This is a genomic window from Microcoleus sp. B4-C1 (assembly GCF_036705285.1).
Lineage (GTDB): Bacteria > Cyanobacteriota > Cyanobacteriia > Cyanobacteriales > Microcoleaceae > Microcoleus.
In genome coordinates, this window is sequence record NZ_JAUBUC010000016.1 from 74,759 (window position 1) to 100,948 (window position 26,190).

At 47.0% G+C, this 26,190-nt stretch carries 19 protein-coding genes and 1 riboswitch; of the genes, 9 read left to right on the forward strand and 10 right to left on the reverse strand.

Going from position 1 to position 26,190, the window contains the following annotated elements; genetic code table 11:
- The first annotated feature begins 163 nt into the window (after window positions 1-163).
- On the forward strand, window positions 164-724 hold the full coding sequence (locus tag QUB26_RS09315; protein WP_333317647.1) for a Uma2 family endonuclease: 561 nt from the start codon (window positions 164-166) through the stop codon (window positions 722-724).
- Window positions 725-925: 201 nt separating this feature from the next.
- Here the strand turns inward: QUB26_RS09315 and QUB26_RS09320 are convergent, their stop codons facing one another.
- On the reverse strand, window positions 926-2,062 hold the full coding sequence (locus tag QUB26_RS09320; protein WP_333317649.1) for a DUF262 domain-containing protein: 1,137 nt from the start codon (window positions 2,060-2,062) through the stop codon (window positions 926-928).
- A 124-nt stretch (window positions 2,063-2,186) separates the two neighbouring features.
- A riboswitch (TPP riboswitch) is annotated at window positions 2,187-2,283 on the forward strand.
- Between the two features lie 7 nt (window positions 2,284-2,290).
- Between QUB26_RS09320 and thiC the strand changes: the two genes are divergently transcribed.
- The gene (gene thiC / locus QUB26_RS09325) at window positions 2,291-3,664 is read left to right on the forward strand and encodes a phosphomethylpyrimidine synthase ThiC (RefSeq protein WP_333317651.1); all 1,374 of its coding nucleotides are present in this window, start codon (window positions 2,291-2,293) and stop codon (window positions 3,662-3,664) included.
- A 497-nt stretch (window positions 3,665-4,161) separates the two neighbouring features.
- On the opposite strand, the gene QUB26_RS09330 is transcribed toward thiC, so the two are convergent.
- The 4 genes from QUB26_RS09330 to pyrE form a co-directional block, all read right to left on the reverse strand.
- Complete coding sequence (locus tag QUB26_RS09330) at window positions 4,162-4,329, reverse strand: DNA cytosine methyltransferase (protein WP_333244522.1); 168 nt, start codon at window positions 4,327-4,329, stop codon at window positions 4,162-4,164.
- 177 nt (window positions 4,330-4,506) lie between these two features.
- On the reverse strand, window positions 4,507-4,983 hold the full coding sequence (locus tag QUB26_RS09335; protein ID WP_333317653.1) for a hypothetical protein: 477 nt from the start codon (window positions 4,981-4,983) through the stop codon (window positions 4,507-4,509).
- Between the two features lie 326 nt (window positions 4,984-5,309).
- Window positions 5,310-6,596, reverse strand: a complete 1,287-nt coding sequence (gene dcm / locus QUB26_RS09340) for a DNA (cytosine-5-)-methyltransferase (protein ID WP_333317655.1) — start codon at window positions 6,594-6,596, stop codon at window positions 5,310-5,312.
- Between the two features lie 114 nt (window positions 6,597-6,710).
- Window positions 6,711-7,286: an orotate phosphoribosyltransferase gene (gene pyrE / locus QUB26_RS09345; RefSeq protein ID WP_333244510.1), complete on the reverse strand. Its 576-nt coding sequence runs from the start codon at window positions 7,284-7,286 to the stop codon at window positions 6,711-6,713.
- Window positions 7,287-7,948: 662 nt separating this feature from the next.
- Between pyrE and QUB26_RS09350 the strand changes: the two genes are divergently transcribed.
- On the forward strand, window positions 7,949-8,476 hold the full coding sequence (locus tag QUB26_RS09350) for a hypothetical protein (protein ID WP_333244507.1): 528 nt from the start codon (window positions 7,949-7,951) through the stop codon (window positions 8,474-8,476).
- A gap of 388 nt (window positions 8,477-8,864) precedes the next feature.
- On the opposite strand, the gene QUB26_RS09355 is transcribed toward QUB26_RS09350, so the two are convergent.
- Together QUB26_RS09355 and QUB26_RS09360 are read right to left on the reverse strand one after the other, a co-directional pair.
- A complete protein-coding gene (locus QUB26_RS09355; RefSeq protein ID WP_333244505.1) occupies window positions 8,865-9,614 on the reverse strand; it encodes a pentapeptide repeat-containing protein in 750 nt (249 codons plus the stop codon).
- Between the two features lie 20 nt (window positions 9,615-9,634).
- On the reverse strand, window positions 9,635-10,279 hold the full coding sequence (locus QUB26_RS09360; RefSeq protein ID WP_333084286.1) for a hypothetical protein: 645 nt from the start codon (window positions 10,277-10,279) through the stop codon (window positions 9,635-9,637).
- 322 nt (window positions 10,280-10,601) lie between these two features.
- Here QUB26_RS09360 and QUB26_RS09365 point away from each other — a divergent pair, with 322 nt between their 5' ends.
- Window positions 10,602-10,913 carry a WGxxGxxG family protein gene (locus QUB26_RS09365; protein ID WP_333244502.1) on the forward strand — a complete coding sequence of 104 codons (312 nt, stop codon included), beginning with the start codon at window positions 10,602-10,604 and terminating at the stop codon, window positions 10,911-10,913.
- Between the two features lie 385 nt (window positions 10,914-11,298).
- Here QUB26_RS09365 and QUB26_RS09370 read toward each other — a convergent pair whose 3' ends face one another.
- The gene (locus tag QUB26_RS09370; RefSeq protein WP_333317657.1) at window positions 11,299-16,653 is read right to left on the reverse strand and encodes a PAS domain S-box protein; all 5,355 of its coding nucleotides are present in this window, start codon (window positions 16,651-16,653) and stop codon (window positions 11,299-11,301) included.
- A gap of 182 nt (window positions 16,654-16,835) precedes the next feature.
- Between QUB26_RS09370 and QUB26_RS09375 the strand changes: the two genes are divergently transcribed.
- Both QUB26_RS09375 and QUB26_RS09380 read left to right on the forward strand, forming a co-directional pair.
- Window positions 16,836-17,639 carry a creatininase family protein gene (locus QUB26_RS09375; RefSeq protein WP_333317660.1) on the forward strand — a complete coding sequence of 268 codons (804 nt, stop codon included), beginning with the start codon at window positions 16,836-16,838 and terminating at the stop codon, window positions 17,637-17,639.
- A gap of 81 nt (window positions 17,640-17,720) precedes the next feature.
- Window positions 17,721-18,476 (forward strand): DUF561 domain-containing protein, encoded by a 756-nt coding sequence (locus tag QUB26_RS09380; protein ID WP_333317662.1) that lies wholly within the window; start codon window positions 17,721-17,723, stop codon window positions 18,474-18,476.
- A 142-nt stretch (window positions 18,477-18,618) separates the two neighbouring features.
- Here the strand turns inward: QUB26_RS09380 and QUB26_RS09385 are convergent, their stop codons facing one another.
- Window positions 18,619-19,296 carry a calcium-binding protein gene (locus QUB26_RS09385; RefSeq protein ID WP_333317664.1) on the reverse strand — a complete coding sequence of 226 codons (678 nt, stop codon included), beginning with the start codon at window positions 19,294-19,296 and terminating at the stop codon, window positions 18,619-18,621.
- Window positions 19,297-19,375: 79 nt separating this feature from the next.
- Between QUB26_RS09385 and QUB26_RS09390 the strand changes: the two genes are divergently transcribed.
- The 3 genes from QUB26_RS09390 (at window position 19,376) to dprA (ending at window position 22,180) form a co-directional block, all read left to right on the forward strand.
- Window positions 19,376-20,023, forward strand: coding sequence for a DUF2301 domain-containing membrane protein (locus tag QUB26_RS09390; RefSeq protein ID WP_333055172.1), 648 nt, complete (start codon window positions 19,376-19,378; stop codon window positions 20,021-20,023).
- A 127-nt stretch (window positions 20,024-20,150) separates the two neighbouring features.
- On the forward strand, window positions 20,151-20,804 hold the full coding sequence (locus QUB26_RS09395; RefSeq protein ID WP_333317665.1) for a YdcF family protein: 654 nt from the start codon (window positions 20,151-20,153) through the stop codon (window positions 20,802-20,804).
- A gap of 224 nt (window positions 20,805-21,028) precedes the next feature.
- A complete protein-coding gene (gene dprA, locus QUB26_RS09400) occupies window positions 21,029-22,180 on the forward strand; it encodes a DNA-processing protein DprA (RefSeq protein WP_333317667.1) in 1,152 nt (383 codons plus the stop codon).
- A 539-nt stretch (window positions 22,181-22,719) separates the two neighbouring features.
- On the opposite strand, the gene QUB26_RS09405 is transcribed toward dprA, so the two are convergent.
- Window positions 22,720-26,190, reverse strand: a 3,471-nt coding sequence (locus QUB26_RS09405; protein ID WP_333317669.1) for a Calx-beta domain-containing protein, incomplete at its 5' end; no start/stop codon positions are given.

The following is a 26,190-nucleotide window of genomic DNA, read 5'->3' on the forward strand; positions in this document are numbered from 1 at the left end:
CCCTCCCGTTGTTGACGAGTATTTAACGAGACTTGATAGCGGGCATTTAAATGCTTTTTGTCTAAGGATTGTCATCGAAATTTTTCCTTTTTTTTTCGCTGCGTTTGGGGCGGTTTTTTTTTATGGTAAATTTAGGGAAGCTGCAAACAAGGAGAATAGTTATATGTCTGTTCAGCTTCAAAAACGGTTATTTACAGTAAAAGAATATCATTTGATGACTGAGGCTGGTATTCTCTCGGAGGGCGATCGGGTAGAACTCATAGAAGGAGAGATTGTTAAAATGGCTGCAATTGGTACTCGTCACGCAAGTTGTGTGCGGCGACTGATCCGCAGTTTTAGCGTAATTCCAAAAAATCTTGCTATTTTGGGTGTCCAAGACCCTATCCAGTTGACTGAGCGGACTGAACCTCAACCGGATGTTGTATTGCTGGAACCTCGCGCTGACTACTACGCCACAGCCCATCCAGTACCGTCTGAAGTTTTGCTGTTAGTTGAGGTTTCAGATAGTACGGTTGATTATGACAGAGATGTGAAAGTATCGATTTACGCTCGATCGCTCATTCAAGAAGTTTGGCTGGTAGATTTAGTTGAAAATTGTTTGGAAGTCTACCGTCAGCCAGGCCCGAACGGCTATAGTTTAATGCTCAAGTTTTGGCGCGGTCAACAAGTTGCGCCGCTGGCTTTTCCCGAATTGGAAGTGAGCGTTGATTTTATATTGGGTTAGGGCGATCGCGCCACTCGTAAACCTACTGCTATCTTAACTTACAATATATTTAACAGCCCAAATCAGCGCAAGTTCTATTAGGTGGGTAATCAAGTGCTGTATTGCACTTATATAGAATTTGTGGCTAATTGATAGCGACAGGTTAGAGCTGAAACACAGGAATCTCTAATCATAATTAACGCTACTTTTATGCAATACTTACTATTCCAAATTTGCCAAATAATAGGACGCAATTTCTAACCTCTTCATAACATTCTCTAGGCTAGTAAGATTGCGTACTTTTTGAGCTACTCCACTAAAGTTATTATCTTCTGTAAGTGATTTATAGCGTTCTCCCAGTTGTTCAAGATTATTAATTTGGCCTTGTTCTAACCTGCGGGCAGTAACTACCATTACAGCTTCAAAGTAAGTAGGTATCAATAATTTTTGAGGTTTAAAAGCTTTGTTGCCAAGACCTTTATGGAGCAATTCAATTGTTGGGATAAATGCGTTTATTATTTGTTCTTCTGATTGGCGGGCTAGGTGCCTATTTTGCCTCATGTATTGATTAAGAAATTCTTTTAGAGAAGGCTTATAATCGTTTCCCTCGAAGTAAAAAGCCAGGAATCGTAAAATAAGTTCTTGATCTTTCCCGTTTTTGTCTGGGAGGCCAAATATCTGACGCCACGCTGGGTTTTTATTTAGTTGCCTTAGCAAATTATTGAGTTCGCCGTGATAGATGCAAGCACGAATTTCCTGCGGTTTAAGGATAGTACCTCCGGTATTCAGCCTTTCAAAGATATAGTAAATACTACTCTCGTCGTTTGCATAAAGTGGCTCGACAACTGTAGCCGATACAACCGAGTCATCTAACTGGCGTCGGTATGCGTCTTTCAGTGATTTATATGTCTCCTTCTCAAATTCTGTATGAACCCCTTTCAGAGCAAACGAGTGCCTACTGTTGAGAAACTTGCCTTGATAGAAATATAAAAGGCTACGTAATCTTTGCTGACCATCAATCACCAGCAGTTTTTTTGTTTCTCGCTCTTTTGCTAGAAATATGCCGGGAACTGGCAGACCAAGCAAGAGTGATTCTATAAAACGCGATGCTTGTTTTGGTTTCCAGACATAAGCACGCTGGAAGTCGGGAATAAATACGTCTTCGCTTTCCAGGCGTCTAACTAGACCCGCTACATCAAAATCAATTCGAGAAACTGCTATGGAAAATCTGGAGGGAATAATGTCCTCCTCATCTTCCCCGCTATCATCTTCCCCGCTATCCTGAATATCGTTTTCCTGTTCCTCATCTGCTAGATGCTTTGGGGGAGATGTCTCGCTGTTTGACTCAAATGTATTCATCTTGTAGCCTCCTTTCTGCCTGAGTTATTAGATATTATAGACCGATCGCTCCCCTCATCTATCTCTCAATATTAAGATTTCCTTAGTTGCTGCCGTCGCGCATAGAAATCGGTGATACAATCAACAGCTTAGCTAGGGGTGCCCGAATATCCGGGCTGAGAAAACACCCTTAGAACCTGAGTCTGGGTAATACCAGCGGAGGGAAGCTGTTTATCAAGGACATAAGATATGCGTACCGAATGGATCGCTAAGCGTAGCGGGCACACCAATGTATCTCAAATGCACTACGCCCGCCAAGGTGTAATTACTGAGGAAATGCACTTTGTTGCTAAGCGAGAAAATCTCCCGCCAGAACTGATCCGCGCCGAAGTAGCGCGTGGACGGATGATTATTCCGGCTAACATCAATCACACGAATTTAGAACCGATGGCGATCGGCATTGCCTCTAAATGCAAAGTCAATGCTAATATCGGTGCATCTCCCAACTCTTCCAATATGGAAGAAGAAGTTGACAAGCTTAAACTAGCAGTGAAATACGGCGCTGATACCGTGATGGACTTGTCCACTGGCGGCGGCAATTTGGATGAAATTCGCACTACGATTATCAAAGCTTCACCGGTGCCGATCGGTACTGTACCCATTTACCAAGCACTAGAAAGCGTTCATGGTAATATGGAAAGTCTGACCCCCAATGACTTTCTTCACATCATTGACAAACACGCTCAACAAGGTGTTGATTACCAAACAATTCACGCCGGAATTCTGATCGAGCATTTGCCGTTGGTAAAAAATCGGCTGACTGGAATCGTCTCTCGCGGCGGCGGCATTTTGGCGCGGTGGATGCTGCATCACCACAAACAAAATCCCCTCTACACTCACTTTAACGACATCATTGAAATCTTCAAAAAATATGATGTTTCGTTTAGTTTGGGAGATTCTCTGCGTCCCGGTTGCACTCACGATGCTTCTGACGAGGCTCAATTAGCTGAACTCAAAACTTTGGGACAATTAACTCGCAAAGCTTGGGAACATGATGTGCAGGTAATGGTGGAAGGCCCAGGCCACGTTCCGATGGATCAAATTGAGTTTAATGTCAAGAAACAAATGGAGGAATGTTCCGAAGCACCCTTCTATGTTTTAGGGCCGTTGGTGACAGATATTGCGCCTGGATACGACCACATTACCTCAGCAATTGGGGCAGCGATGGCTGGTTGGTACGGTACTGCAATGCTGTGTTACGTGACACCGAAGGAACACTTAGGATTGCCGAATGCTGAGGATGTCCGAAACGGGCTGATTGCTTACAAAATCGCGGCTCACGCTGCAGATATTGCACGGGGCCGTCCGGGTGCGCGCGATCGCGATGATGAACTCTCGAAAGCGCGTTACAATTTCGATTGGAACCGTCAATTTGAGCTGTCATTAGATCCAGAACGGGCAAAGGAATATCACGACGAAACTTTGCCAGCGGATATCTACAAAACTGCTGAATTCTGTTCGATGTGCGGCCCTAAATTCTGTCCCATGCAGACTAAGGTTGATGCCGATGCTTTGACGGAATTAGAGAAGTTTTTGGCTAAGGAACCTGTAGCCCAAAGCTAATTGGATTAATTCGTAGGGTGGGCATTGTCCACCTTACTTAATCGTAAAGCTGTTTCGTTTCTTGTGGGGCGGGCATCCAGCCCGCCCAAAATTAGCGTGCTGATGGCGCACCTTACTTAAGGTTATATAGCAATCCTAAATCATTTGTGAATTTCTTACTCCCTCCCCTTGGTAAGGGGAGGGTTGGGGTGGGGTAAAAAATTTACGACTCCTGCAAGGATTTCTATATTAAAAGGAGTTTCCGAAAAGGAGAATTGCTATGTTCCCTTGCAGGTACTTTTTTGTTACCAAGGAATCCAGAATTTTATCGAGATTGGGATGAGCCAAAAAAGTAGCTATTTGCTGTTTAGTTAATAGCTTGCCATCTGCGTCATGCCCAAATTATTTATTTCGCCTTTTCAAGATAAAACTCTTCATCAACTCAATTTCGTATAAACTCCACTCGCCTCGCAAACCCAGTGCCCAAGAATGAATCGAATTGCCACCGCGATAGTCAATTAGCGGCCTACCCTGTACTGGTAAACTAACTGAGCGTCGGGATTGATTTCGCTGCTTAATACGAATTCTGTTTCCAGATTCAAGGAACCAGCGGCGGATTCAAACGCTAATCTAATGCCGTCTCTTCCTGAGAATAAGCCAATAAAACGGATTTTTTTCAGGGCCATTAAGTTGGCGGTAAAAACTCATATTTTGTACTATTTTTTAAGGGAGGCAGAGCCTCTATATCTTCATTACCAGGCAGAGCCTGGTAACGAGAAACGAGAAATTTTCAATTCGTAGGGTGCGTTAACGCCGTGTAACGCACCGCCAGCCTCATGCACCATTTTAGCTAAGTAAAAGATTTACCTGGAGATGTTAGCTCGCGCTGTCTGTTGGCACGTTGAAAGAATGCGGCGATCGTTTGAGCTAATTGCGCGAATAGAATGCAGATTTGTTAGCTGAGTATTGATTTCAACTGTTTGAACTTTTCCGGCTGAGATTGCCTTCCCGTACAGTGTATTTCCCTGAATTTTACCAGTGAAGCACGCAAAATCCGATCGCGGCGCGTAGATTGCACCAACGACGCGATCGTCCTGGCGTTGAAACACGATATAGTTTTGAAGAACTTGGTTGGGCTGTGGCGAATCTCCGTACAGGTAAATACCATCTGGCAAAGCAGCAACATTAGTCTTCGATGGATTTTGTTGTGCTTGAATCGGTTGTGGCTGAATGCCAACACCAATTAGTGTCAGAGGAAAAATAAAGGCTGTTGCCAGTAGTTTCCATTTCTCTTTAATAGATGCAGGTAAAATCATTACTGCTTCTCCTTGCGTCGTCATCTAACATATTAAAACAATCTTCTCTAGTTAATATCTCACTCAGGTTATAATTTCGCTCTGCTAAAATCAGCCGATTGGTATAGATTCTGAACCTGAAAGCTTGCGCTTGTTTAGCACCGAAAACTTTATTTTCCCTTGTCCTCCAAGTGCCTGAGCTGATTTTGATAAAATTAGAGCAGACATAGTTTCTAATCCCACCCCATAAAACACCGATCTAACCTTGATGCCGATGCTTTGGCGGAATTAGATAATTTTTTGGCTAAGGAACCTGTAGCGCAAAGCTAGTTGCTAGGGTGAGCGGAAACACTCCGCCCACCCTTCCCAATTCACCGGGCGCTAACTTTTTGTTTGGTAGAGTACAAAACATTCTGGATAACTTCTAGAGCAACAGCTTTAACTACATTAATACTTACACTATTACCCAGTTGATGATAAGCTTTCTCATCATTAGGATGCAAAATAAAACTATCGGAAAAACCTTGTAACCGCGCCGCCTCGCGGGGAGTAATCCTGCGGACTCGGTTATGATAGTAAACTCCTAATCTATTAGCATCACTGGCAACAATTGTTACCGAAATTTTATGTGGATCGAGAAATTTATAGACTTCAAAGGAAAAATTACCGGATACAGGTTTGTATTGATTGTTGTTCCGTTGCAGGTACTTTTTTCTTACCAAGGAATCCAGGATTTCATCGAGATTGGGATGAGCAAAAAAAGTAGCTATTTGCTCTTTAGTTAATAGCTTGCCATCTTGGTCAGCTCCAAATTCTTTATTGCGCCTTTTCAATATAAAAAGATTCATTAATTCAATTTCGTCTAAACTGCACTCGCCTCGCAAACCCAGTTCCCAAGAATGAATCGAATTGCCACCGCGATAGTCAATTAGCCGCCTACCGTGCAAGCGACTGAAATCATTGTTAACTATTTGTTTCAAGGCATTAACAAATTCTGGCGAACAATCATATTTTGGATCTGGATTGTCTTCCAAAATATCTGCAACTGTGACAGGTTGACTTAACGGGGAAAAGAACGATAGCTGTTGATGACTAGAGGAATGCGAATCTTTTGGGCCTAAGTCGGTAATTAACCCTAATTTGGGCGAAGCATTCAATATTCCTACTAGGTAAACTCGGACGCGGTTCTGAGGTAAACTAAAGTTAGAGCTGTTGAGCAAAAAATAATCGAAGCTGTAACCTCGGCTTTTGATTTCGCCCTTAATAGTTTCGAGGGTTCTGCCGCCGTCGTGGCTGACAAGCCCCCGCACGTTCTCGAAAATAAATGCTTGAGGTTTAAAGGTATCAATTAACCTTGCAATCTCAAAAAATAGGGTGCCTCTGGTGTCTCCAAAGCCCTCTTTTTTGCCAGCATAGGAGAAAGACTGACAAGGAAATCCCGCTAGTAAAATTTCATGTTCAGGCAGTTTGTCAATTAATCGGATGTCGCCTAAAGGTGTGTCGGCAAAGTTTTTCTGGTAAACTAACTGAGCGTCGGGGTTGATTTCGCTGCTTAATACGCATTCTGTTTGCAGATTCAAGGAACGAGCGGCGGATTCAAACGCTAATCTCATGCCGCCTATTCCTGAGAATAAGTCAATAAAACGGATTTTTGGCATAGCCTTAAACTGGGTGGTTAAGATTGATATCTTGCACCATTTTTAACATGAGGCAGAGCGAAAGCATCTGCGTTACCAGGTAGAACCTGGTAACGAGGGGAATCGCACTTTTGCCTATTTTTTGCTAGCCATCCACTTTTGCAGATCGTTAATCGTAAAAACTGTTTCAAAGTCCAATCCAACAGATTGATAAAACTCGGCACCACCTTGCTCTCTGTCAATCAGCGACAACACGCGATCGACCTTATAACCAGCCGCCCGCAGCCTTTCCACCGCCTGCATCGCCGACTTACCCGTCGTCACCACATCCTCCAAAACCGCCACATTCGTCCCCTCTGGCAACAGCGGCCCCTCAATGTACGCCATTGTCCCGTGTCCCTTCGTCTCCTTTCTGACAATTAGCGCCGGAATCGATCGACCTTCCAAAGCCGAAACCACACTCACAGCAGTTACAATCGGGTCAGCACCCAAAGTCAAACCGCCCACAGCTTGCACATCCGACGACAGCATCGACAACAGCAAACGTCCCGTTGCCAAAGCACCTTCAGCGTGCAGCGTCACCGGTTTGCAGTTAATGTAATAAGAACTTTTCTGCCCTGAAGACAGCACAAAATCGCCTTCGCGATAGGCAAACTCGCACAGCAAATCTAGAAGTCGATCGCGCAACACCTTTAAATCCGCAGCATCCATAACTCACACCCTATAAAAAACACAAATAATCCGCCGATAATCAGTTTATCAAAAAATTGGGTTGAAAATCCCGTCTTTCGCTTGACCGAAGGCATCCAGGATAAAAGCCCCCGGATTCATTCCAACGCGCCAACTCAGGACCCAGAAATAAAAAACCTGTCTCCGATGAAACTTGCCGAACGTATTTATCCGTGCGGTCAATGCTTCAATTCTAAAATCTAAAATCTAAAATCGATTGACGGCTTTTTGATAGAATACACATGGTTGTAATTCCCAAGGTGGGCGGTTGTGAAGCGGCTTTTAGTCGGCCCCCTCGAACCTGAAAGCTTTTTAAAAGCAAAAAGAAGGGTAGCGAAAACCTTGTAAAATAGAGCTGGGGAATCAACGCATTCTCACCCACCAGAAAATCAATAATTTGTTTCAATCAAGTAGGGTGGGGCACACCCGAACTCTAGGTTCGTATCCTAGTACGCTTTTGGAGATAGACCCTCTGGGGTGGTTGTGAGTTAAGCTCGTCAATTGGTGCAATTGCACGGTTGAAAAGTTTAAGGATTGCCGAAAGGACGCAACATTTTAAGGTCAGTCGCTGAATTAAGAATCCCTGTCCTTTAGGTCAGGGAGTGTCAAATTGGAATCGGAATTAATTAAGGAGGCCCAAATATATGAGTCAAAAGTTAAAAAGCCTAAGCGGCGCGTTGATTCTCGCTGTCGCCTCTGCCGCAATGGCATACGTCAAACCAGCTCAAGCACAAACAGAGCGATTTCACCCGATTGCCGACGACTTCAACCGACAATACTTTGAAGCTTCAGGAGACTTTTACCACAACGTCAGCTTGCAAGGTTACTTGGGCGACTATTTAGGCATCGGTTCCCCCAGCGGCGTCGTTGCCTTTCCCGAAAAAGAAATCGAGCGGGATGCCAGTCGCCTCAGCGGCCTTTACCGACGAGTCATGCAGCGACAAGTTTCCAGCGACCCGATTCTCCGCGTCCCAGATGCAGTCAATCCCTTCGATGCCTCAATCATGGCACTCCCTGCTGCTTGCCAGCTAGGACCTCAACCAAGCGGCTGTTTCCCTACTCCCGCCGGACTCCAAGATCAGTTTACACTTCCAAGACAGCAGCAAGATTCACCGACTGATCCAGGGCCCGTTAGAGGACTTTATCAAGTATCGCCCCCTGGTAGAAATTAACTGCCAGTTCGGTATAAGTTTCCGGTTGCATCCTAATTAATATTACCCACAGTCAGGACACGGCAATGCCCCAGGCGTGTCAAATTAAGCTTTTCGTCCGCTAGTCCTCCCGCCTACCCGGCAGTCCGCCAGGGAATGAATTCCACGGGGCTTATAGCGAAAGTCCTCTCAAAGAGGACTGAATAATTCCTTAGTCCTCTGAAGCGAGGACTTCAGCTTTGAGGCAGGGGTTTCAACCCCTGTCGGAATATCGGTTTAACGTGTTTGTTGACACCAATGGGCAATGCCGTTTCCTGCAATTAATCGGGCGATAGTTACATCTCTCGCGAGCGCCATCGATTATTTTGGGGTAGGGAAACGGCAATGCCGTGTCCTCCGTTGCTCAAACTTATGATGAAACAATGCTGCCATCAGGCATGATTGTTCCTTTCAAAATAGCTTCGCCCAAATTAGCTCCCGCCAAGTTCGCTCCTCGGAGATTTGCCCCAGTCAAATTAGCCCCTCTCAAATCAGCTTTGCCAAGGTTTGTCCACCGGAAATCTGCCGCGCTCAACTGTGCAAAACAGAGATTTGCCCGGAAAAGATATGCTGCAGTGAAGTGAGCTTCTGCGAGGTTAGCTTTAGAGAAATTGGCTGCATAGCAATGTGCTTCAATCAATTCGGCTTGAGTCAGATTGGCTTGACTGAGATTAGCACAGTTGAGGTTCGCGCCCATCGCATTAACTCGAAACATCACCGCACCGATTAAATTCGCCTCTCCAAAATCGGTTTGTTGGAGATTGGCACCGCTAATGTCCGCGCCAATTAAATTAGCACCGCTCAAATCAGATCCTCTGAAGTCAGCCGCTTGGAGGTTGGTTCCAGTTAAATTAGCTTTAATTAAATTAGCTTCCAGCAGTTGCGCTCCGGCAAGATTTGCTAAACTAAGATTAGATTCAGCAAGGTTTGCCGCAATTAATTTAGCCTTAAACAAATCTGTTTTAAAAAGGTTCGATCGCCAAAGATACGCACCTCTGAGATTTGCTTCGGCGAGGTTAGCTTCACTGAGATCCGGTTCTATATTTGGGTTGAGATTTCTCCATTCAATCCAACTAACTGCACCTTTTTTTAACAGCGCTAAATGCTGTGTGTTTGCCATAATTGCCTCTCCTTAAACGGCTATTCCTTGCGACCAAAAATTGCTGGATTTTCTCGACCCGTCACGCTTTCCACCGCCGCAATTGCTGCCTGGGAACCTGCTATAATATCTCGTTCTGCGCCGCCGAGGTAAAGCCGTCCGAAACTGCCTACAGCCTGAACCTCTAAGATGTTAATAGATGCGCCTTTTTCTGCTTCATTAGCCGCCAGCGCTGCATAGGCCGCGGGTTCTACTTCCAAGACGTAAAGCGTTTGTCCCGCCAGCAGCAACTGTCCGCGCCGGGTGCGGTTGATTAATTGTGTTTGGTGGGCATCAATATTGCGAATAATTTGACTGGAAATCACTCGTGGTTTGATACATTCTTCTCTGCGGACTCCGATGAATTCTAGAATTGCTTTACCTGCGGCCCGCGTTTCCCCCTGCTGACTCGAGTGTACTTCCAGAAGTCCGTACAAGCGTTCGACTATCTGTACTCCGGGGCGCACGGAGGCAGATTTGAGGGCGACATCGGTAATTCGGTTAATTTCGATACCGGGCGAGATTTCTATCCACAGCGACGCATCCCCTGGCAGCGGCAAGAATCCGGCGGCGACTGTGCCGATGTATGCTGCGTGCTGTGGCTGCAAGTTGTCTAGAAATACGTAGCTGCGTAGCTCTATACCCAAAAGTTTCTATCTCCGTCGATCGACTTCCAACAGTTGTCTGTGCAATATCTGAGTTTACCTTTTTTTGTAAACAACACCTTGTCTATTGTCGGGACTGCCGGAGTGCGTCATAACCGAGTGAGGTGCCAGACCCCCTATTTCTAGTACCGGAGTGCCTCCGCGAGCAATATTTCATTTTGTGTGCCTGCTAAAAATTTGATATCAATCTGTAGTTATAGGTGGAACATAACCATCTTTACTGCTAGAGGTGGATTTAACTTTAAAAGCCAATCGATATAGTTTTGATAGTTAAAGATTTTAGCCAACAGAGAGCATTTGAATTATGAAACGTTCTGATTTATCCAAAGCAATCGGTGCAGGTATTATAGCTGCTGGTTTAGCCCTAGCACCAGCTCATCTGCCTGCTTCAGCTCAGACAGATACAACTGGCGGTACTAACAACACTACAACCACCACCACTCCTCGCTCCGATGTCTACAATGCTGAAACAGATCGCGATTTTGATTGGGGATGGTTGGGACTGCTAGGCTTGTCTGGTTTGTTGGGTTTGATTCCCCGCAAACGTGAAGAAAATGTCCGCTATACAAGTACAACGAGTGAACGCGAGCCCGCCGTGCGTACTGACTACCGCTAAGAATTGAGTCTTAGGGCTGTGGGCATCATGCAGGGACAGGATGTTTTAACCTGTCCGATCAGTACCAATAATCATCAAAAAACCTCCATCTGTGGGGTTTTTTTATTGGAGATGATGCGCGATCGATCGACAATAAAATTGGTTACATCTGAAATATTGTACCATTGTCAATCAGATTTTTATGAACAGGCTTTCCGGCCTGTTCCACAAGAAAATTCACTTTTTGTGGAACAGGCCGGAAAGCCTGTTCCTGACAATGGTGCAATATCTCAGATATAAGCGGAATTGAGATTATTAACTTCTTCCTATCTTCTTCCCTTCTTCCTTTGCGTTCTTTGCGTCTTCGCGGTTCATTAAATAAAGACTTTTCAGACACAAAAAGACTTTAAATAAGGTTTTTGCCCGATCGATCGAGTACCTCCCAAACCGCCTGCACCAACTTTTCGGGGTCTAAAGGCTTACAAATGTGTCGCTGGAACCCCGCAGCCAGGGCCTGCTGATAGTCAATTTCTCCAGCATAAGCCGTGAGGGCGATCGCCGGAATCCGTCCCCCTTTGTCGGGCGCCAGAGCCCGAACCTGTCGCATCAACATATAACCGTCGGTATCGGGCATTCCAATATCGCTCAACAGCAAATCCGGCACAGACTGGGCTAAAACCGCCAAGGCATCGGCGGCGTTAGCAACTGCTGTAACGCTTGCCCCACACTCCTCAAGCAGAAAAACCACTAAATCTAGCGCATCCGCCTCATCATCCACCGCTAACACGCTGACACCGCTCAAATTGAAGGATTGATCCGGCGCCGCAGTTCCCGCAGGACTTGTCTGAGATGGGATGGGCATCAGAGGTATCCTGACAGTCAAGGTTGCACCTTTTCCTTCGCCGGGACTGGCGGATTTCACCGTGCCACCGTGGAGTTCGACGAGATGGCGGACGATCGCCAATCCTAAACCCAATCCGCCAAACTTGCGCGTCATCGAGCTGTCAGCTTGCCGGAAGTAGTCGAATACATAGGGCAGAAAATCAGGTTCGATACCTTTTCCAGTATCAGTTACAGTAATTTGGGCCTTAGTGTCAACCCGATCGAGAACGACTTGGATTTTGCCCGACGGCGGGGTGAACTTGACGGCATTTGACAGCAAATTCCAGACTACCTGCTGAAGTCTGCCCGCATCGCCCAACACCGGGCCCAGATCCGGTGCAAATTGAGTGGTGATTTGAATCGACTTGACTTGGGCCGCCAGACGCACCGTTTCAATAGCAGCGCCGATGACCTCGGCTAAATCCACAGGTGCAATATTCAAGCTAACCTTGCCTTGCAGAATCCCCGACACGTCGAGCAAATCTTCGATAAGCTGGGTTTGCAGTTTGGCGTTGCGCTCGATCGTCTCTAAGGCATAACGCTGCTTTTGGGGTGTCAGAAGATTCGATTGCAGCAGCTTCGCCCAGCCCATAATCGGGTTTAAGGGAGTCCGCAATTCGTGGGACAAAACAGCCAAAAATTCGTCTTTGACGCGGTTAGCGCGTTCTGCCTCTTCCCGCGCTGCCTTTTCGCGGGCTAGAAGGCGTTCCCGTTCCGCTTCTGCAACTTTGCGATCGGTAATATCGGTGTTAGTGCCACACCAGCGCAGCAGATTGTTTTGCTCGTCGTGAATCGGCACGGCGCGGGAGAGAAACCAGCGGTACGATCCGTCTTTGCCGCGCAAGGGGAAAGTATCTTCCCAGAGTTCGCCTGTTTCAAGGCAGCGCCTAAATTTTTCCACAACGCGATCGAGGTGTTCCGGGTGGTGTACCTTTTGCCAGCCCCAGCCTAGCATTTCTTCTAGGGTGGTGCCTGTGTAGTCAAACCAGCGTTTGTTATACCAGAAAATCCCCCCAGCAGCATCTGTCATCCAAGCCAACTGAGCGATGTTGTCAGCTAGAGCGCGGAACCGAGCCTCGCTTTCGTGCAGCTCATGCAGAGCTCGCGCGTGCAGGATCACCGTCCAGAGGCGAGCCACCACTTCTTGCATCAGCCAAACTTCATCGGGCCGCCAGTGCCGAACCACCCTTGATGTCACCAGCAAAAGAGCCACCCAGCGCCCTTCCTGAAGGCAGGGAACATCGACCAAAGCACGAATCGACACGGCACCGTAGTTATCGAATAAATGCGCTGTATGGGGGTAATTAGCGATATCTGAGATGACAAGTGTTTGACCTGCCATAGACAGGGCTTTCAGTTCTGGCGTCTTAAAGTCTGAGATTTGATAGGTGCCGACGGTGCTGGCCAGGTCGGACTGGTGCCAGTCTTGGTGGACAATTGCCCGATCGGCTTCTAAATCGATTTCGTGCCAGATGCAGCGATCGACCTTTAAATATTCTCCCAGACTTTTCATGGCTTCCCACAACATTTCTGTGGGGTTGAAGCGCTGTCGCAAGCGGGCTTCGAGATCGGAGAGAAACTGCTCGTTGAGTTGGGCTTGTTTGCGATCGTGAATATCGGTGTTTGTGCCGATCCACTCGACAATCTGGCCCGCTGCGTCGCGAATTGGCACGGCGCGGGACAAATGCCAGCGTTCCATCTGGTCTACTGCCCGCCGCAGGCGCAGCTCAATTTGATAAACTTCTCCGGTGATTTGACATTCTTCCCAGCGGGCCCAAGATTCTGCCAAATCCGAGGGCGGGACTAGGGATTGCCAATTGCTTTGAGCCGCTTCCTCGTAAGACATTCCCAGATATTCCAACCATTGTTGTTGATTGGTAAAGCGAATTTCCCCGCCGGAACTTACGTTCCAAAGCAGGTGGGGCAGCGACTCAGCCAGGAAGCGAAAGCGGCGGTCGCTTTCTGCTAAGCTTTCTTCTGCTCGTTTGCGATCGTCAATATCAATGCCGATACCAGCCCATTGCACCACCTTTCCCTTCCTGTCTTTGACGGGTACAAGTCGCGCTAGATGCCAGCGGTAATTACCATCAAACCTGCGTACCCGACACTCGAATTCGTAGGCTTCCCCGGCTGCAATCGCAGGAGTGCGCGTGGCGACAACTGCTGGCAGATCATCAGGATGAAATAATTGCAGCACCGGCGCAAGCATCGGCAATTCTGGCCTCATGCCGGTATAGGTTTTCCAGTGTTGGTTGCAAAACTCTAACCTGCCGTCGGCGGTGTTGATCCACATTAATTCCGGGACGCCATCGGCGAGGGTGCGGTAGAGATTTTCGCTGTGCCGCAGTGCTTCTTCTATTTGCCGGCGCTCGGTTTTGTCCTGCATAATTTTCAGGAAACCTTGCACCTCGCCGTCTGCGTCACGCAGGGGCATCACCAGCCCGCTGCCCCACAAGCGGCTGCCGTCTTTGCGGAGGTGCCAGCGCTCGTTTTCTCCTTTTCCCTGAGTCAGGGCGATGTGCATTTCTGCTTCCGGCTTTCGGGCAGCAGAGTCTTCTGGAGTAAAGATGATGCGTCCGTGCTGCCCGACGATTTCAGTTTCGGAATAGCCCAGCAATCTCTGGGCCCCTGCGTTCCAACTGGTAACCTGTCCGCCGATGTCGAGGGTGAAGATGGCGTAGTCTTTGGCGCTGTCGAGAATCAACTGCAGGTGGGTTTCACGATCGCACAGTGCTGCTTCTGCTTGTTTGCGCGGGGTAATGTTGCTGGTGAAGCCGACTATTTTGGTCGCTTCACCTTGCTGGTTGCGGATCAAACAGCCGCGTTCCGAAACATCGATCCAGCGCCCATCTTCGTGCCGGACTCGGTACTCGATTTCATAGCGATCGGGAATAGTCAAGATTGATTGCCCCCCGGCTTGGATGCGTGCCAAATCGACCGGATGGATGCGTTCTCTCCACCACTCTGGTGTTGCCGTTGCATCCTCTGGGTAGACACCGACGATCGAGCACAGTCCCTCGGAACGGTAAACTGAGTTTGCTGCCAAATCCCACTCAAACACCATGCCGTCGATCGCCCTTGTAGCTAATTGGAAACGGTTGTAGCTTTCTTGCAAGGCGAGTTCGGCCATTTTGCGAGCGGTAATTTCCTGTACCACGATATGAATCCCCACAATCTCTGGGCCCCTGTCTCTGAGCGGCCACCAATTCTGGAGCCAAGTGCGAACAACTGTGGGTTGATCCCTAGTTGCACCGGTGAGTTCATAATTCCGGATCGGTTCTCCGGTGTCTAGAAGGTGTCCCAACAAAGGTTCGGCTGTGTCTGCCCAGTCGGGGACAATTTCGCGCAGGGTATGGCCGATGTGCCTTTGTACGGCCAAGCCGTTCATTTGGGCAAACCGCTGGTTGATCCGCACGAACCGCAAATCTGTGTCTAAAACGGCTAAACCCACGGGAGTTGTTTGGTAGAGCGACTCTATCTCTACAAGTTGACGCCGCACGGTTTGTTCGCTCTCTTGTAGGGCGAGCTCGGCTTTTTTGCGATCGGTAGCATCAAATAATACTCCGATAAACCGCACTGCTTCGCCTGCTGCGTCGTAGAGATAGCGCCCGAACGCGCTCAACCAGCGGATTTCTCCGTTGTCGGCGCGGATGATCCGGTATTCGGGGGAGTAGAGCGATCGCGTTTGGCGAGCTGTTTTGGCTGCTTGCATGACTTGCTTGAAGTCATCTGGATGCACGCAGTTTTGCCAAACAGCCGCGCTTGCTTCGCCGCCCGGTGTCTGTTCGCAGCCCAAAATGCTGAAATGGGTCGCCGACCAAATTACTCGATGTGTTCGCACGTCAAAATCCCAGGTTGCCATGCCTGAGCCTTCGATGGCGACGCTCAAACGTTCTTCGCTTTGTTTCAAGGCAATTTCAGTTTGTTTGCGATCCGTGATATCTGTCACGGAACCCACAGCCCGCAGGGGATTGCCTGACTCGTCCCAAATTGCTCGCCCTCTTGCTAAAACCCATTTGTAGCGGCCGTCTGGACAGCGAACCCGGTACTCGCAGCAGTAATGTGAGGTTTCTCGACGCAAGTGCTGCTGCCAATTGATTTGCATTATCTCCAAATCATCGGGATGAATGTAGCTCAAAAATTGGCTGAACTCCTTGACTTCTTCGGGCTGACGTTCCAAAATCTCTAAACACCGATCGCTCAGAATCTGGCAATTTGTTTGCAGGTTGTGATCCCAAATGCCGTCGTTGTTGCCGGCACAGGCTAGCTGCCAGCGTTCTTGGCTTTCTCGCAAAGCTTCTTTGGTTTGATTGGCGCGATCGATTTGTATGGCGGCAACGGCAAAGTCTGCTAGGGCGATCGCGATCTGCAAGTCTTCGGCATCGAATTGGCGATCGGAATCGTGAGATACAATCCATATTGCCCCCAGCGATTGATTTTCTGCTTGCAGTGGCACGACTAACGCTTCGGCGATCGGCTTTTCTAGCTGCTGTAAGTCGGTGAAGTATTTTTCTGGAGCGAAGTAAAGCTGAGGAGTTTGGCGATCGATCGGGGTTCCCGACAAACGCAATTTGCGGGGTGTGTTTCTATGTTCTGCTGCTTCCCACGCTCCCGCTAAGGCCTCCCACCGAAAGATTTGTTCGGAAGTTGCATTTTCTTCTAGCAAGCAGACTCCGACGCTTCCTGCGTCGCACAAATCTTGAGCGATCGCCACCAGTGTTTTGAGCAGCGTGTGGGGTGAGGTTGCCAATTGTCGAGCCAGCGTTTGCAGCGCTCGGTTTTCTGCTTTTTGATCGTGCGATCGAGGGATGCGGCGCGACAGTTCATCGGCGATCGGAATGTCGGTTAAATTAGTTTGTGGGGTGTGCCAAGCTTCCATCAATTAGTGGTCTCTATGTCTTTCGGTCTGAGCTGGCGAGCGTATATCAGCGCCCTCTTCAACCATCTGCTACAAATTATAGCATTTACCCAGAGACAAAATTAGTTATCTATCTTGGTAATTACTTTTTATTTTTCAGGCTAGTGGATTGCCTTAGTTGCCTTTACTCTTGTCGCCGCCTTATGCACAATTTCATTCCAGAATCGCGCTTTTTTCCATATCTGACTTGGAGAGAAATTCAGTCTATGCCGGATAAGGAAAATACTGTGATAATTCTGCCGCTAGGTGCGATCGAACAGCACGGCCCTCATTTGCCTTTAATTGTAGATGCGGCAATTAGCGCGGCAGTTACAGGCAAAGCCCTGGCAAAGTTAGAGGCAAATATTCCCGCCTATGCTTTGCCACCTTTGTACTATGGCAAGTCGAACGAACACTGCCATTTTCCCGGTACAATTATGCTCAATGCTCAGACGCTTTTAGTAGTAATCAGTGAAATTGCAGACAGTATTTATCAGGCTGGCTTTCGGAAATTAGTGTTAATGAATGGTCACGGCGGACAGCCACAGGTGATGGAAATTGCGGCGCGGGATATTCATCAAAAATATCAGGATTTTTCGGTTTTTCCGCTGTTTGTTTGGCGCGTTCCTAATGTGGCTGCTGAATTATTAACTGCCAAGGAGTTGGAGTTGGGGATTCACGCGGGTGATGCAGAAACGAGTTTGATGTTGGCAATTTTGCCCGAACAGGTGAAAATGGAACTGGCCGTTTGCGAGTACCCGCAGGGTTTACCAACAGACAGTTTGCTGAGTATGGAAGGGAATTTGCCTTTTGCTTGGCTGACGCGAGAGTTGACTGAAAGCGGTGTGTTGGGCGATGCGACGGCGGCGACGAAAGAAAAGGGCTCTCGTATTCTCGAATCTCTCTCTGACGGCTGGGCACAAGTTATCAAAGATGTTTACAAATTTCGACAGCCTCGTAGTAACTAAAAATTAAGAATTAAAAATCAAAAATTCTTCTAATTTGTGTCAAAATGAGTCTAAGAAATTTTTTGAGTTGGAAAACTAACGATGAGTGTAAATTCTAAATTGCAGCGCGCTTTTGAGCAAGGTCGCGCCCTGAAAATTATCAGCGGTTTAAATAATTTTGATGCCGCCAACGTTGCGGCTGTCGTCAAAGCAGCGGATCTCGGCGGTGCTTCCTTTGTTGATATTGCTGCCGATCGCGATTTGGTATTGATGGCCAAACAGTTGACAAGTTTGCCAATTTGTGTATCTGCCGTGGAACCGGAAAAGTTTGTGCCTGCAGTAGAAGCTGGTGCTGATTTGATTGAAATTGGTAACTTTGATGCTTTCTACGCAGAAGGCCGCCGCTTTGAAGCTGAGGAAGTTTTGGAGTTGACTCGCGAAACTCGATCGCTATTTCCAAACATCACTCTTTCTGTGACAGTTCCCCACATTTTGACCCTCGACAAACAAGTGCAATTAGCAATTGAATTAGTCAAAGCTGGGGCTAATATCATCCAAACCGAAGGTGGCACCAGCGCTCAACCAATTCACGCTGGCACCTTGGGATTAATTGAAAAAGCAGCGCCTACTTTGGCCGCAGCCTTTGAAATTTCCCGCGCCGTATCCGTCCCCGTACTCTGCGCTTCCGGCATCTCCAGCGTCACCGCACCGCTCGCTATTGGAGCCGGTGCTGCTGGTGTTGGTGTCGGTTCTGCTGTCAGCCAACTTAATAGCGAAGTGGCGATGATTGCGGCTGTTCGCAGTTTGGTTGAAGCTTTGGCTTTGGTTTCGCGATCGCACTTGCCGGCTTCCATTTAATTAAGAAGGAAGAAGGAAGAAGGAAGAAGGAAGAAGGAAGAAGGAAGAAGGAAGAAGGAAGATTTTTCCCATCCCTCGCTCTTCCCCTTCTCCCAGTCTTCGCCTCTTCCACTCCCCCACTCTTTCACTTTTCCACTCTTCCTTAATAATTGATAAACCACACGGCATAATCATCTAATAACTGATTGTTGCGGGAGATTACATCAACTGATTCTAACTCAGATAAAGGCAACATAAACTTTTGGCGATCGCTGAGGCGCTGCACTTCCACAAATATGCCTTCTTCCTGAATCACCAAATCATCCAACTGATTAATTGTGAATCTATCAGTATAAGAAGGTTGAGTTTTTTTGAGCCGTGCATATTCTTTTTTGCTGCCCGAACCCATTGTATATTCTTCTTCCCATTCAAACTCTTCTATGCCGGTAACGTGGCAGGGTAGTTGAATATTTTGCTTGATGTATTCTAGATATTTGACTGAATTTTTTAGGCTGAAATCAATATTTTTTGACCCCAAAATCTTACTGATTTTAGTTTCAAATTGCTTGGTATTAAATGGGAGATTTTCATCGAGATGCGCTAACATTTCTGGATCGAACCCCGCTCTCAATTCGGATAATTCCTCCAGCAGCCTCTGAAAGTCGTTGACCGGTTTGGGTCTTCTGCCTGCTACAATGGTTTCATCAAGCTGAACTGGAGGAAGTTCGGATTGTGAAGGAAGGGATTGGCTTTGCTCTGGGCGATCGTCCACTTTAGATTTGTTAACTTTAGATTTGTTAACTTTAGGCTGGTTAAGTTTAGGCTTGTTAAATTTAGGCATCGCTCGGTCTCGCTGGCTCGGTTTATCAATAAAGTATATCTTGGCAGAAGTACATTGTGTCTGATAGGAGGAAGCTGTAATGCAACTACTGAAATCACCTGATGAATCGCCAGTCTATCAAGGACAATTCGGCGAGTTTACGATTACTCAAAACGATCGCACGGGAGTGTTGATTTACCGCGCCGGATTGGGGGTGGCGGCGCTGTGTTTTGCGATCGGCACTACTCTGGTGCTGCAACAGGGCGACAACCCGATGGCAATCCAAGCTGTAACGCCTGTTTTTGCTTGTTTCTGGATAGCTTTAGGCGTCAGCTTGGCAACTATTCACATTTACATGATCGCGCTGCATCGAACACTACAGGCGTTTTGGGCGATCGGCGGCGCGGCAGCATTGTTTGTGGCCCTACAAAGCAGCCAACCTCTAGCTTTAGCAGTGTACGAACATCCCGCGACGTTGTGGGGCATTGGCTTTACTTTTGCAGCCTTAAATGGCATTTATTTTAAGGAAGCATTCTGCTTTAATCGCCTCGAAACTAAGTTTTTGACTCCGGGAGTTCCTCTATTAATTTTAGGACATATTTTCGGATTTTTGTCAGCCGAAAATGAACAATTTTTGCTGGCCGTTTGGGCGGCTTTGTTTATCATCTTTGCTGTGCGTAAGTTTTTTCAACCAATGCCGCAGGATATCGGGGATAAAAGCGTTTTTGAGTATCTGAAACACCAATAATTTGGGAATGGGGCATTGGGAATGGGGCATGGGGTATTGGGAAATTCTATCACTTTCCCACTATTTCCCTCTTCCCCAGTCTCGCCGAATCTGCCTCCATACCTGAAAACATCTAGATCGAGTTAAAATGAGAATTCGTCTAATCCGCCGCCGAGAAATGTGGGCAGTTACCAGGGAAGGCTGGGTAATTGCTCTGATGGGATTAATAATTGCAATGATCTTAATTCTCACAAATATCCATCCATTTTTGGCGGTAAATGCGCCGATTAAAGCAGATATATTGGTTGTGGAAGGCTGGTTGCCGGATTATGCGATCGAAAGTGCGATCGCCGAATTCAAAAAAGGCGAATACCGCCAATTAGTTACCACAGGAGTTCCTTTAAGTAAAGGCTACTATCTTGCTGAATATAAAAATTATGCCGAACTAGCTGCCGCGACTTGTATTGCGCTAGGATTTGATAAAAACAAAGTAGTAGCAGTACCAGCAGCGAGTGTTCTCAAACACCGCACTGCTGCTTCTGCGATCGCACTTCGGGATTGGCTAGGTGCTTCTGCCATAAAAGTTGAGTCAATTAATCTTTATTCTTTTGGCCCTCACGCCCGCAGAAGTTGGATTATTTTCAAAGAAGTGCTGAATCCTGACATTAAAGTCGGGATTATAGCTGCTGAACCGCAAGATTACAATCCCCAAGAATGGTGGAAATCGAGTGAAGGTTTTCGGACTGTGATCGGAGAAATTATTGGTTATATTTACGTGCGTTTCGTTGATTGGAAAGCTTAGCCAGTAATTGTCAACCTCCCTCTTAATTTTCTTCGCCTTCTTAGCGCCTTCGCGGTTCGTAAAAAATATTTCTAGCAATCTTTGCAGGAGTAGTATTTTTTTGCCCCACCCCAACCCTCCCCGCGGGTTCGGGGAGGGAGTAAGAAATTTACAAATGATTTAGGATTTCTATATATTCAACCAAAAATGATAAAATTATTTTCATATAAGTTGAGGGTAACTCCTTGGTAGAAGAACGCGCTTACTGGTTGGCATGGTCGCAAATTAACGGTATCGGGCCGATTTTGTTGCAAAGATTGCACCAAAATTTCAATAGTTTGGCAGAAGCTTGGACGGCCAAACCAGTAGATTTCATGCGAGTTGAAGGGTTTGGTAAGCAGATAATTGAAACAATTTCCCAAGAACGAACTAAACTCAATCCTGAAGAATTTCTCGAAAAACATCTTATAAAAAATCCCAGTTTTTGGACGCCCGCCGATTCAGATTATCCCCGCTTATTATTGGAAATTCCCAATCCGCCACCAGTGTTGTATTATCGTGGTAATGTCGATCGCAAAGAGAATCAAGGAATTACGCCGACGGTGGCAATGGTTGGTACTCGCAGCCCAACGGAATACGGCAGAAGGTGGACTCGCAAAATTAGTACGGCTTTAGCTAGAAGCGGTTTTACTGTGGTTTCGGGATTGGCGGCGGGCATTGATACAGAGGCTCATACAGGCTGTTTGGAGGCGGGAGGAAGGACTTTCGCAGTGGTGGGGACGGGAGTAGATATTGTATATCCTAAACAAAATGAGAGGTTGTGCGATCGCATTTTGCAGCAGGGATTGGTAATTAGTGAATATCCGGCGGGTACTCAACCGAATAAAACTAATTTTCCTCGCCGAAATCGCATAATTGCTGGCTTAAGTCGCGCTACAATCGTGATAGAAGCTCCGCATAAATCGGGTGCTTTAATTACTGCTTATCAAGCGAATGATTTTTGCCGGGATGTGTATGTTTTGACGGCAAGATTGGATGATGAGCGTTCGTTTGGGTGTTTGGAGTTGCTGAGTAAAGGTGCTCATCCGATTCTGCCGAGTAGCGATCGACTGTTAAGCGAAGACAGGTTGTTGGAAATGCTCGGAGCTATGCCAAAATTGGATAGAGCCGAGCAGTTGTCGCTATTTCCTCCAAATCCGACGGTTGAGAAGCAAGGGCCGCCGTTGGAGCCGGAATTGGCTAAGGTGTTAAGTGCGATCGACTCTGGGCCGATTTCTTTTGATGTAATTGTGGAAGCAGCGGGATTAGAAGCGGGAACGGTTTCTAGTATACTTTTGCAGTTGGAATTGTTGGGATTAGTTTCGCAGTTACCGGGAATGCGATATCAGCGGTGCTGATTTGGAATGTTAGATTAAATCCGCATTTTATACAGATACTCGGCGGTTGAAACCGCGTCTACACAGACAAAATCCGCCTGCGCGGATTGAAGGCAACAAAGGACACGGCATTGCCGTTTCCCTACCCCAAAATAATCAATTTTCCTCGCTCGGATGTAAGCATCACGCGATCGATTGTAGGGACACGGCACAGCCGCATCCTGATTTCGGGTAATGGGTAAAATCAACCGGATTGGATGATGAAATTGCCCGATTGGGCGATCGGATATAAGGATCGAGAACACGGCAATTGAGGACACGGCAACAGCCCAATTGGTGTCAACTTAAGGTAAAACCGATAGTCCGACAGGGAATGAATTCCCTGTCTCAAAGCTAAAGTCCTCGCTATGAGGACTGAAGAACTCATTAGTCCTCTGAAGAGGACTTTAGCTATTAGACAGGGGTTTCAACCCCTGGCGGACTCACGGATGAGCGAGAAGACTAACGGACTAAAAGCTTAAGTTGACACTAATGGGCAATGCCGTTTCCCTGCCCAATTCTCAAATCAATCCGAAATTAGCAGCACTAATACTGCTAGCAGAAACACCATTGAGAGAAGCTAAAATCTCCCCTGTTTGTGCCAACCGGATTAAAGTCGAACCGCTATCTTGAGCAATTGCCAATTGCGAGAAAGTCAACCCGTTACCCAATATTAACAAGTCTTGACCGACTTCAAAGTCAGTAATCGTATCAGTACCGGAATTGGTAGAGAGTAGGAATTTATCTAATCCCCTTCCTCCTACCAAAGTATCAATTCCCAAACCGCCCGCCAGTAAATCATCGCCCTTCCCTCCGTAAAGAATATCATTACCATCATCACCATTCAAAAAGTCAGCACCACGGTTGCCAAACAAGACATCATCACCGCTACTCCCCAGGATTGTATCGCTACCTTTGCCCCCGAAAATAGTGTCATTCCCCAGAACTCCATCGAGGGAATCATTGCCCCTCATCCCCATCAACACATTATTCGCACTGTCGCCCGTCAGGATATCGTCGCCATTTGTACCGAGAATTGCATCCGGGGAATTGCTGCCCAAATCAGCATCACCGCTGACAACAGGAGTGGCAATCCCAACAGGCAATACTACAGCTTCAATTCTGCTATCTAAAGCAGTACCAGTATTGTCAGCAACTAGCTGGGAAATTGGTTTATTTCCCGTACCAACTTCTTTGAATTCTTGAGTAGTTGGGCCCAAGGCTACTTGTTGGAGGCGGGCAAGTGATTCAGGAATTGATGTTCCTGTTGGGTTGGAGACAGCCGCATCAATGCGCTGATTGGCTGTTGCCATTACTGTCGCGGATTGCGATGTAATTTGGCTGACTTGTTGAGAGTTGAAACTGGGGTCTATTTGCTGGATTTTCGTGGCTGCTTGCTGAATGATTGGTTCTAAAGCTGCTGCATTACTCAGGTTTAAGACTGTACCTGATTCAATTTGATTGGTAATTGAGCTGACAACAGCTTTGACAATATCGTTGTTAGCTGCACTGGATGCACCGTCAATCAAACCGCTAGTTTGGGTGATGAAGTTTTGGACTTTCACCATTGCGGATAAGACTTCGACTCCCCCTGGTTGGTTGTTGTTGGTCGCTGCTATTGGATCTAAGCTAGTTAGGTCAACTTCAGCGGGGAGAGAAAGGGCGGCTTTGACTAAAGATTGAGCTTCTTCGGGTGCAATTTCTTTGTCGGTTAAGTCGGCGACTAAACTGGTTAGGAGTGTTACTACACTTGCATCTGGTGGTGCGGTGAGTGGTGTTTCTAGGGGTAAGCCGGTGGCGGTGTCAGTGCCTCCTGTGACAACTAAATTGCCTTCTGATGGGTCGATTTCTCCGTTTTTGTTGGTGTCGAAAATGTCGAAGGGGATGTTGAGATTGAACTCACCCTTGCTGTTAGTGGTGGTGGATGGTTCGTTGGTGTCGAGTATGCCGTTTTTGTTGGCGTCTAGGAACACAGTAGCACCGGAGATATAACCGTCAATTGCAAGGCCCTGAATGGCATTGAATGCCAGGATAAATTCGTCGCTGACACTGGCACCAGCATTGTCCGTTGCTGTCACCTTAATTGGGAAATAGATGTTTGAGGGGACATTTGCCACATCGAAATCCACGCTAAAGGTCAGCGTATTCGGGTCGAACTTAAGCCAATCGGGTGGAATGATGGTGCCGGTATTGGGGTCGAGAGTCAGCCCGATGGGGAGGAAGTTCGGGTCTGGAGTTATGGAGTACGAGTAAGTGAGGCTGTCACCTGGATCATAATCAGTAAAGGTGTCTGGAGAAAGAGTCAAATTGAAGTCGCTGCGGAAAATGCCAAGACCTTGATTCCTGATGGAATTAGTCACCACCGGCGGGCGGTTGTTGAGTGTAGATTCAGCATCGATAATTTTCAGAGTGGCAGTGTTTTGGGTGCCAATAATGGAATTATCCCGATTGGTGATCCGAAACGCAATTTCTTCTGTTCCCTCAAATTGAGCATCCGGAAAAATGTCAATTGTGAAAGTTTTGGTATTTTCGCCTGGGTTAAAGGTGAGTTCACCAGAGAAATTGGGCGGAACGTCCCAATCAGTTCTGAAAGTCGCTGAACCAGTAGGAAGTTCTAGGTACACCCTGGAAAAGTTGTTTAGATTCCCAGTGCGAGTGAGGGTAATTTGTTTCTGAACGATTCCTGTGCGACTTTCATTGACCTGGTAAGTAGCTTCGGAAAAATTAATTGTAGGAGGCCCCTGAGCATCCAAAATTTGCAAGGTAGCAGTATTTTGGAGACCAATAATGGCATTATCCCCATTGGTGATCCGAAACGCAATTTCTTCTGTTCCCTCAAATTGACCATCCCCAAAAATGTCAATTGTGAAAGTTTTGCGGTTTTCGCCTGGGTTAAATGTGAGTTGAGGAGAGAAATTGGGGGTATTCCAATCTGTTCCGAAAGTCGCTGAACCCGTAGGAGGTTCTAGGTACACCGTGGAAAAGTTGTTTAGATTCCCAGTGCGAGTGAGGGTAATTTGCCTCTGAACCATTCCTGTGGGACTTTCATTGACCTGGTAAGTAGCTTCGGAAAAATTAATTGTAGGAGGCCCCTGAGCATCCAAAATTTGCAAGGTAGCAGTATTTTGGAGACCAATAATGGCATTATCCCCATTGGTGATCCGAAACGCAATTTCTTCTGTTCCCTCAAATTGACCATCCCCAAAAATGTCAATTGTGAAAGTTTTGCGGTTTTCGCCTGGGTTAAATGTGAGTTGAGGAGAGAAATTGGGGGTATTCCAATCTGTTCCGAAAGTCGCTGAACCCGTAGGAGGTTCTAGGTACACCGTGGAAAAGTTGTTTAGATTCCCAGTGCGAGTGAGGGTAATTTGCCTCTGAACCATTCCTGTGGGACTTTCATTGACTTGGTAAGTAGCTGGGGAAAAATTAATTGTAGGAGGCCCCTGAGCATCCAAAATTTGCAAGGTAGCAGTGTTTTGGGTGCCGATATTGACATTATTATCCCCACTGGCGATCCGAAACACGATTTCTTCTGTTCCCTCAAATTGACCATCCGGTAAGATGTCAATTGTCAAAGTTTTGCTATTTTCGCCTGGGTTAAAGGTGAGTTGAGGAGAGAAATTGGGGCCAAAGTTCCAATCTATTCCCCCACTCGCTGAACCAGTAGGAGGTTCTAGCCACACCGTGGAAAAGTTGCTTAGATCCCCAGTGCGAGTGATGGTAATTTGTTTCTGAACGGTTCCTGTGCGACTTTCATTGACTTGGTAAGTAGCTGGGGAAAAATTTACCGTGGGAATACTAAGAATCTGATTGTTAGGTTCCGTTATTCCCAAAGGAGTTTCATTAGATTTCGGTAATCCGATCGGGAATTTGTTTGTGCCGCCTGTTCCTGTAGTGAGTGGCGTCGGAGTTGGAGTACCAGTTGTCGGCGTCGGAGTTGGAGTCTCAGTTGTCGGCGTCGGAGTTGGAGTCTCAGTTGTCGGCGTCGGAGT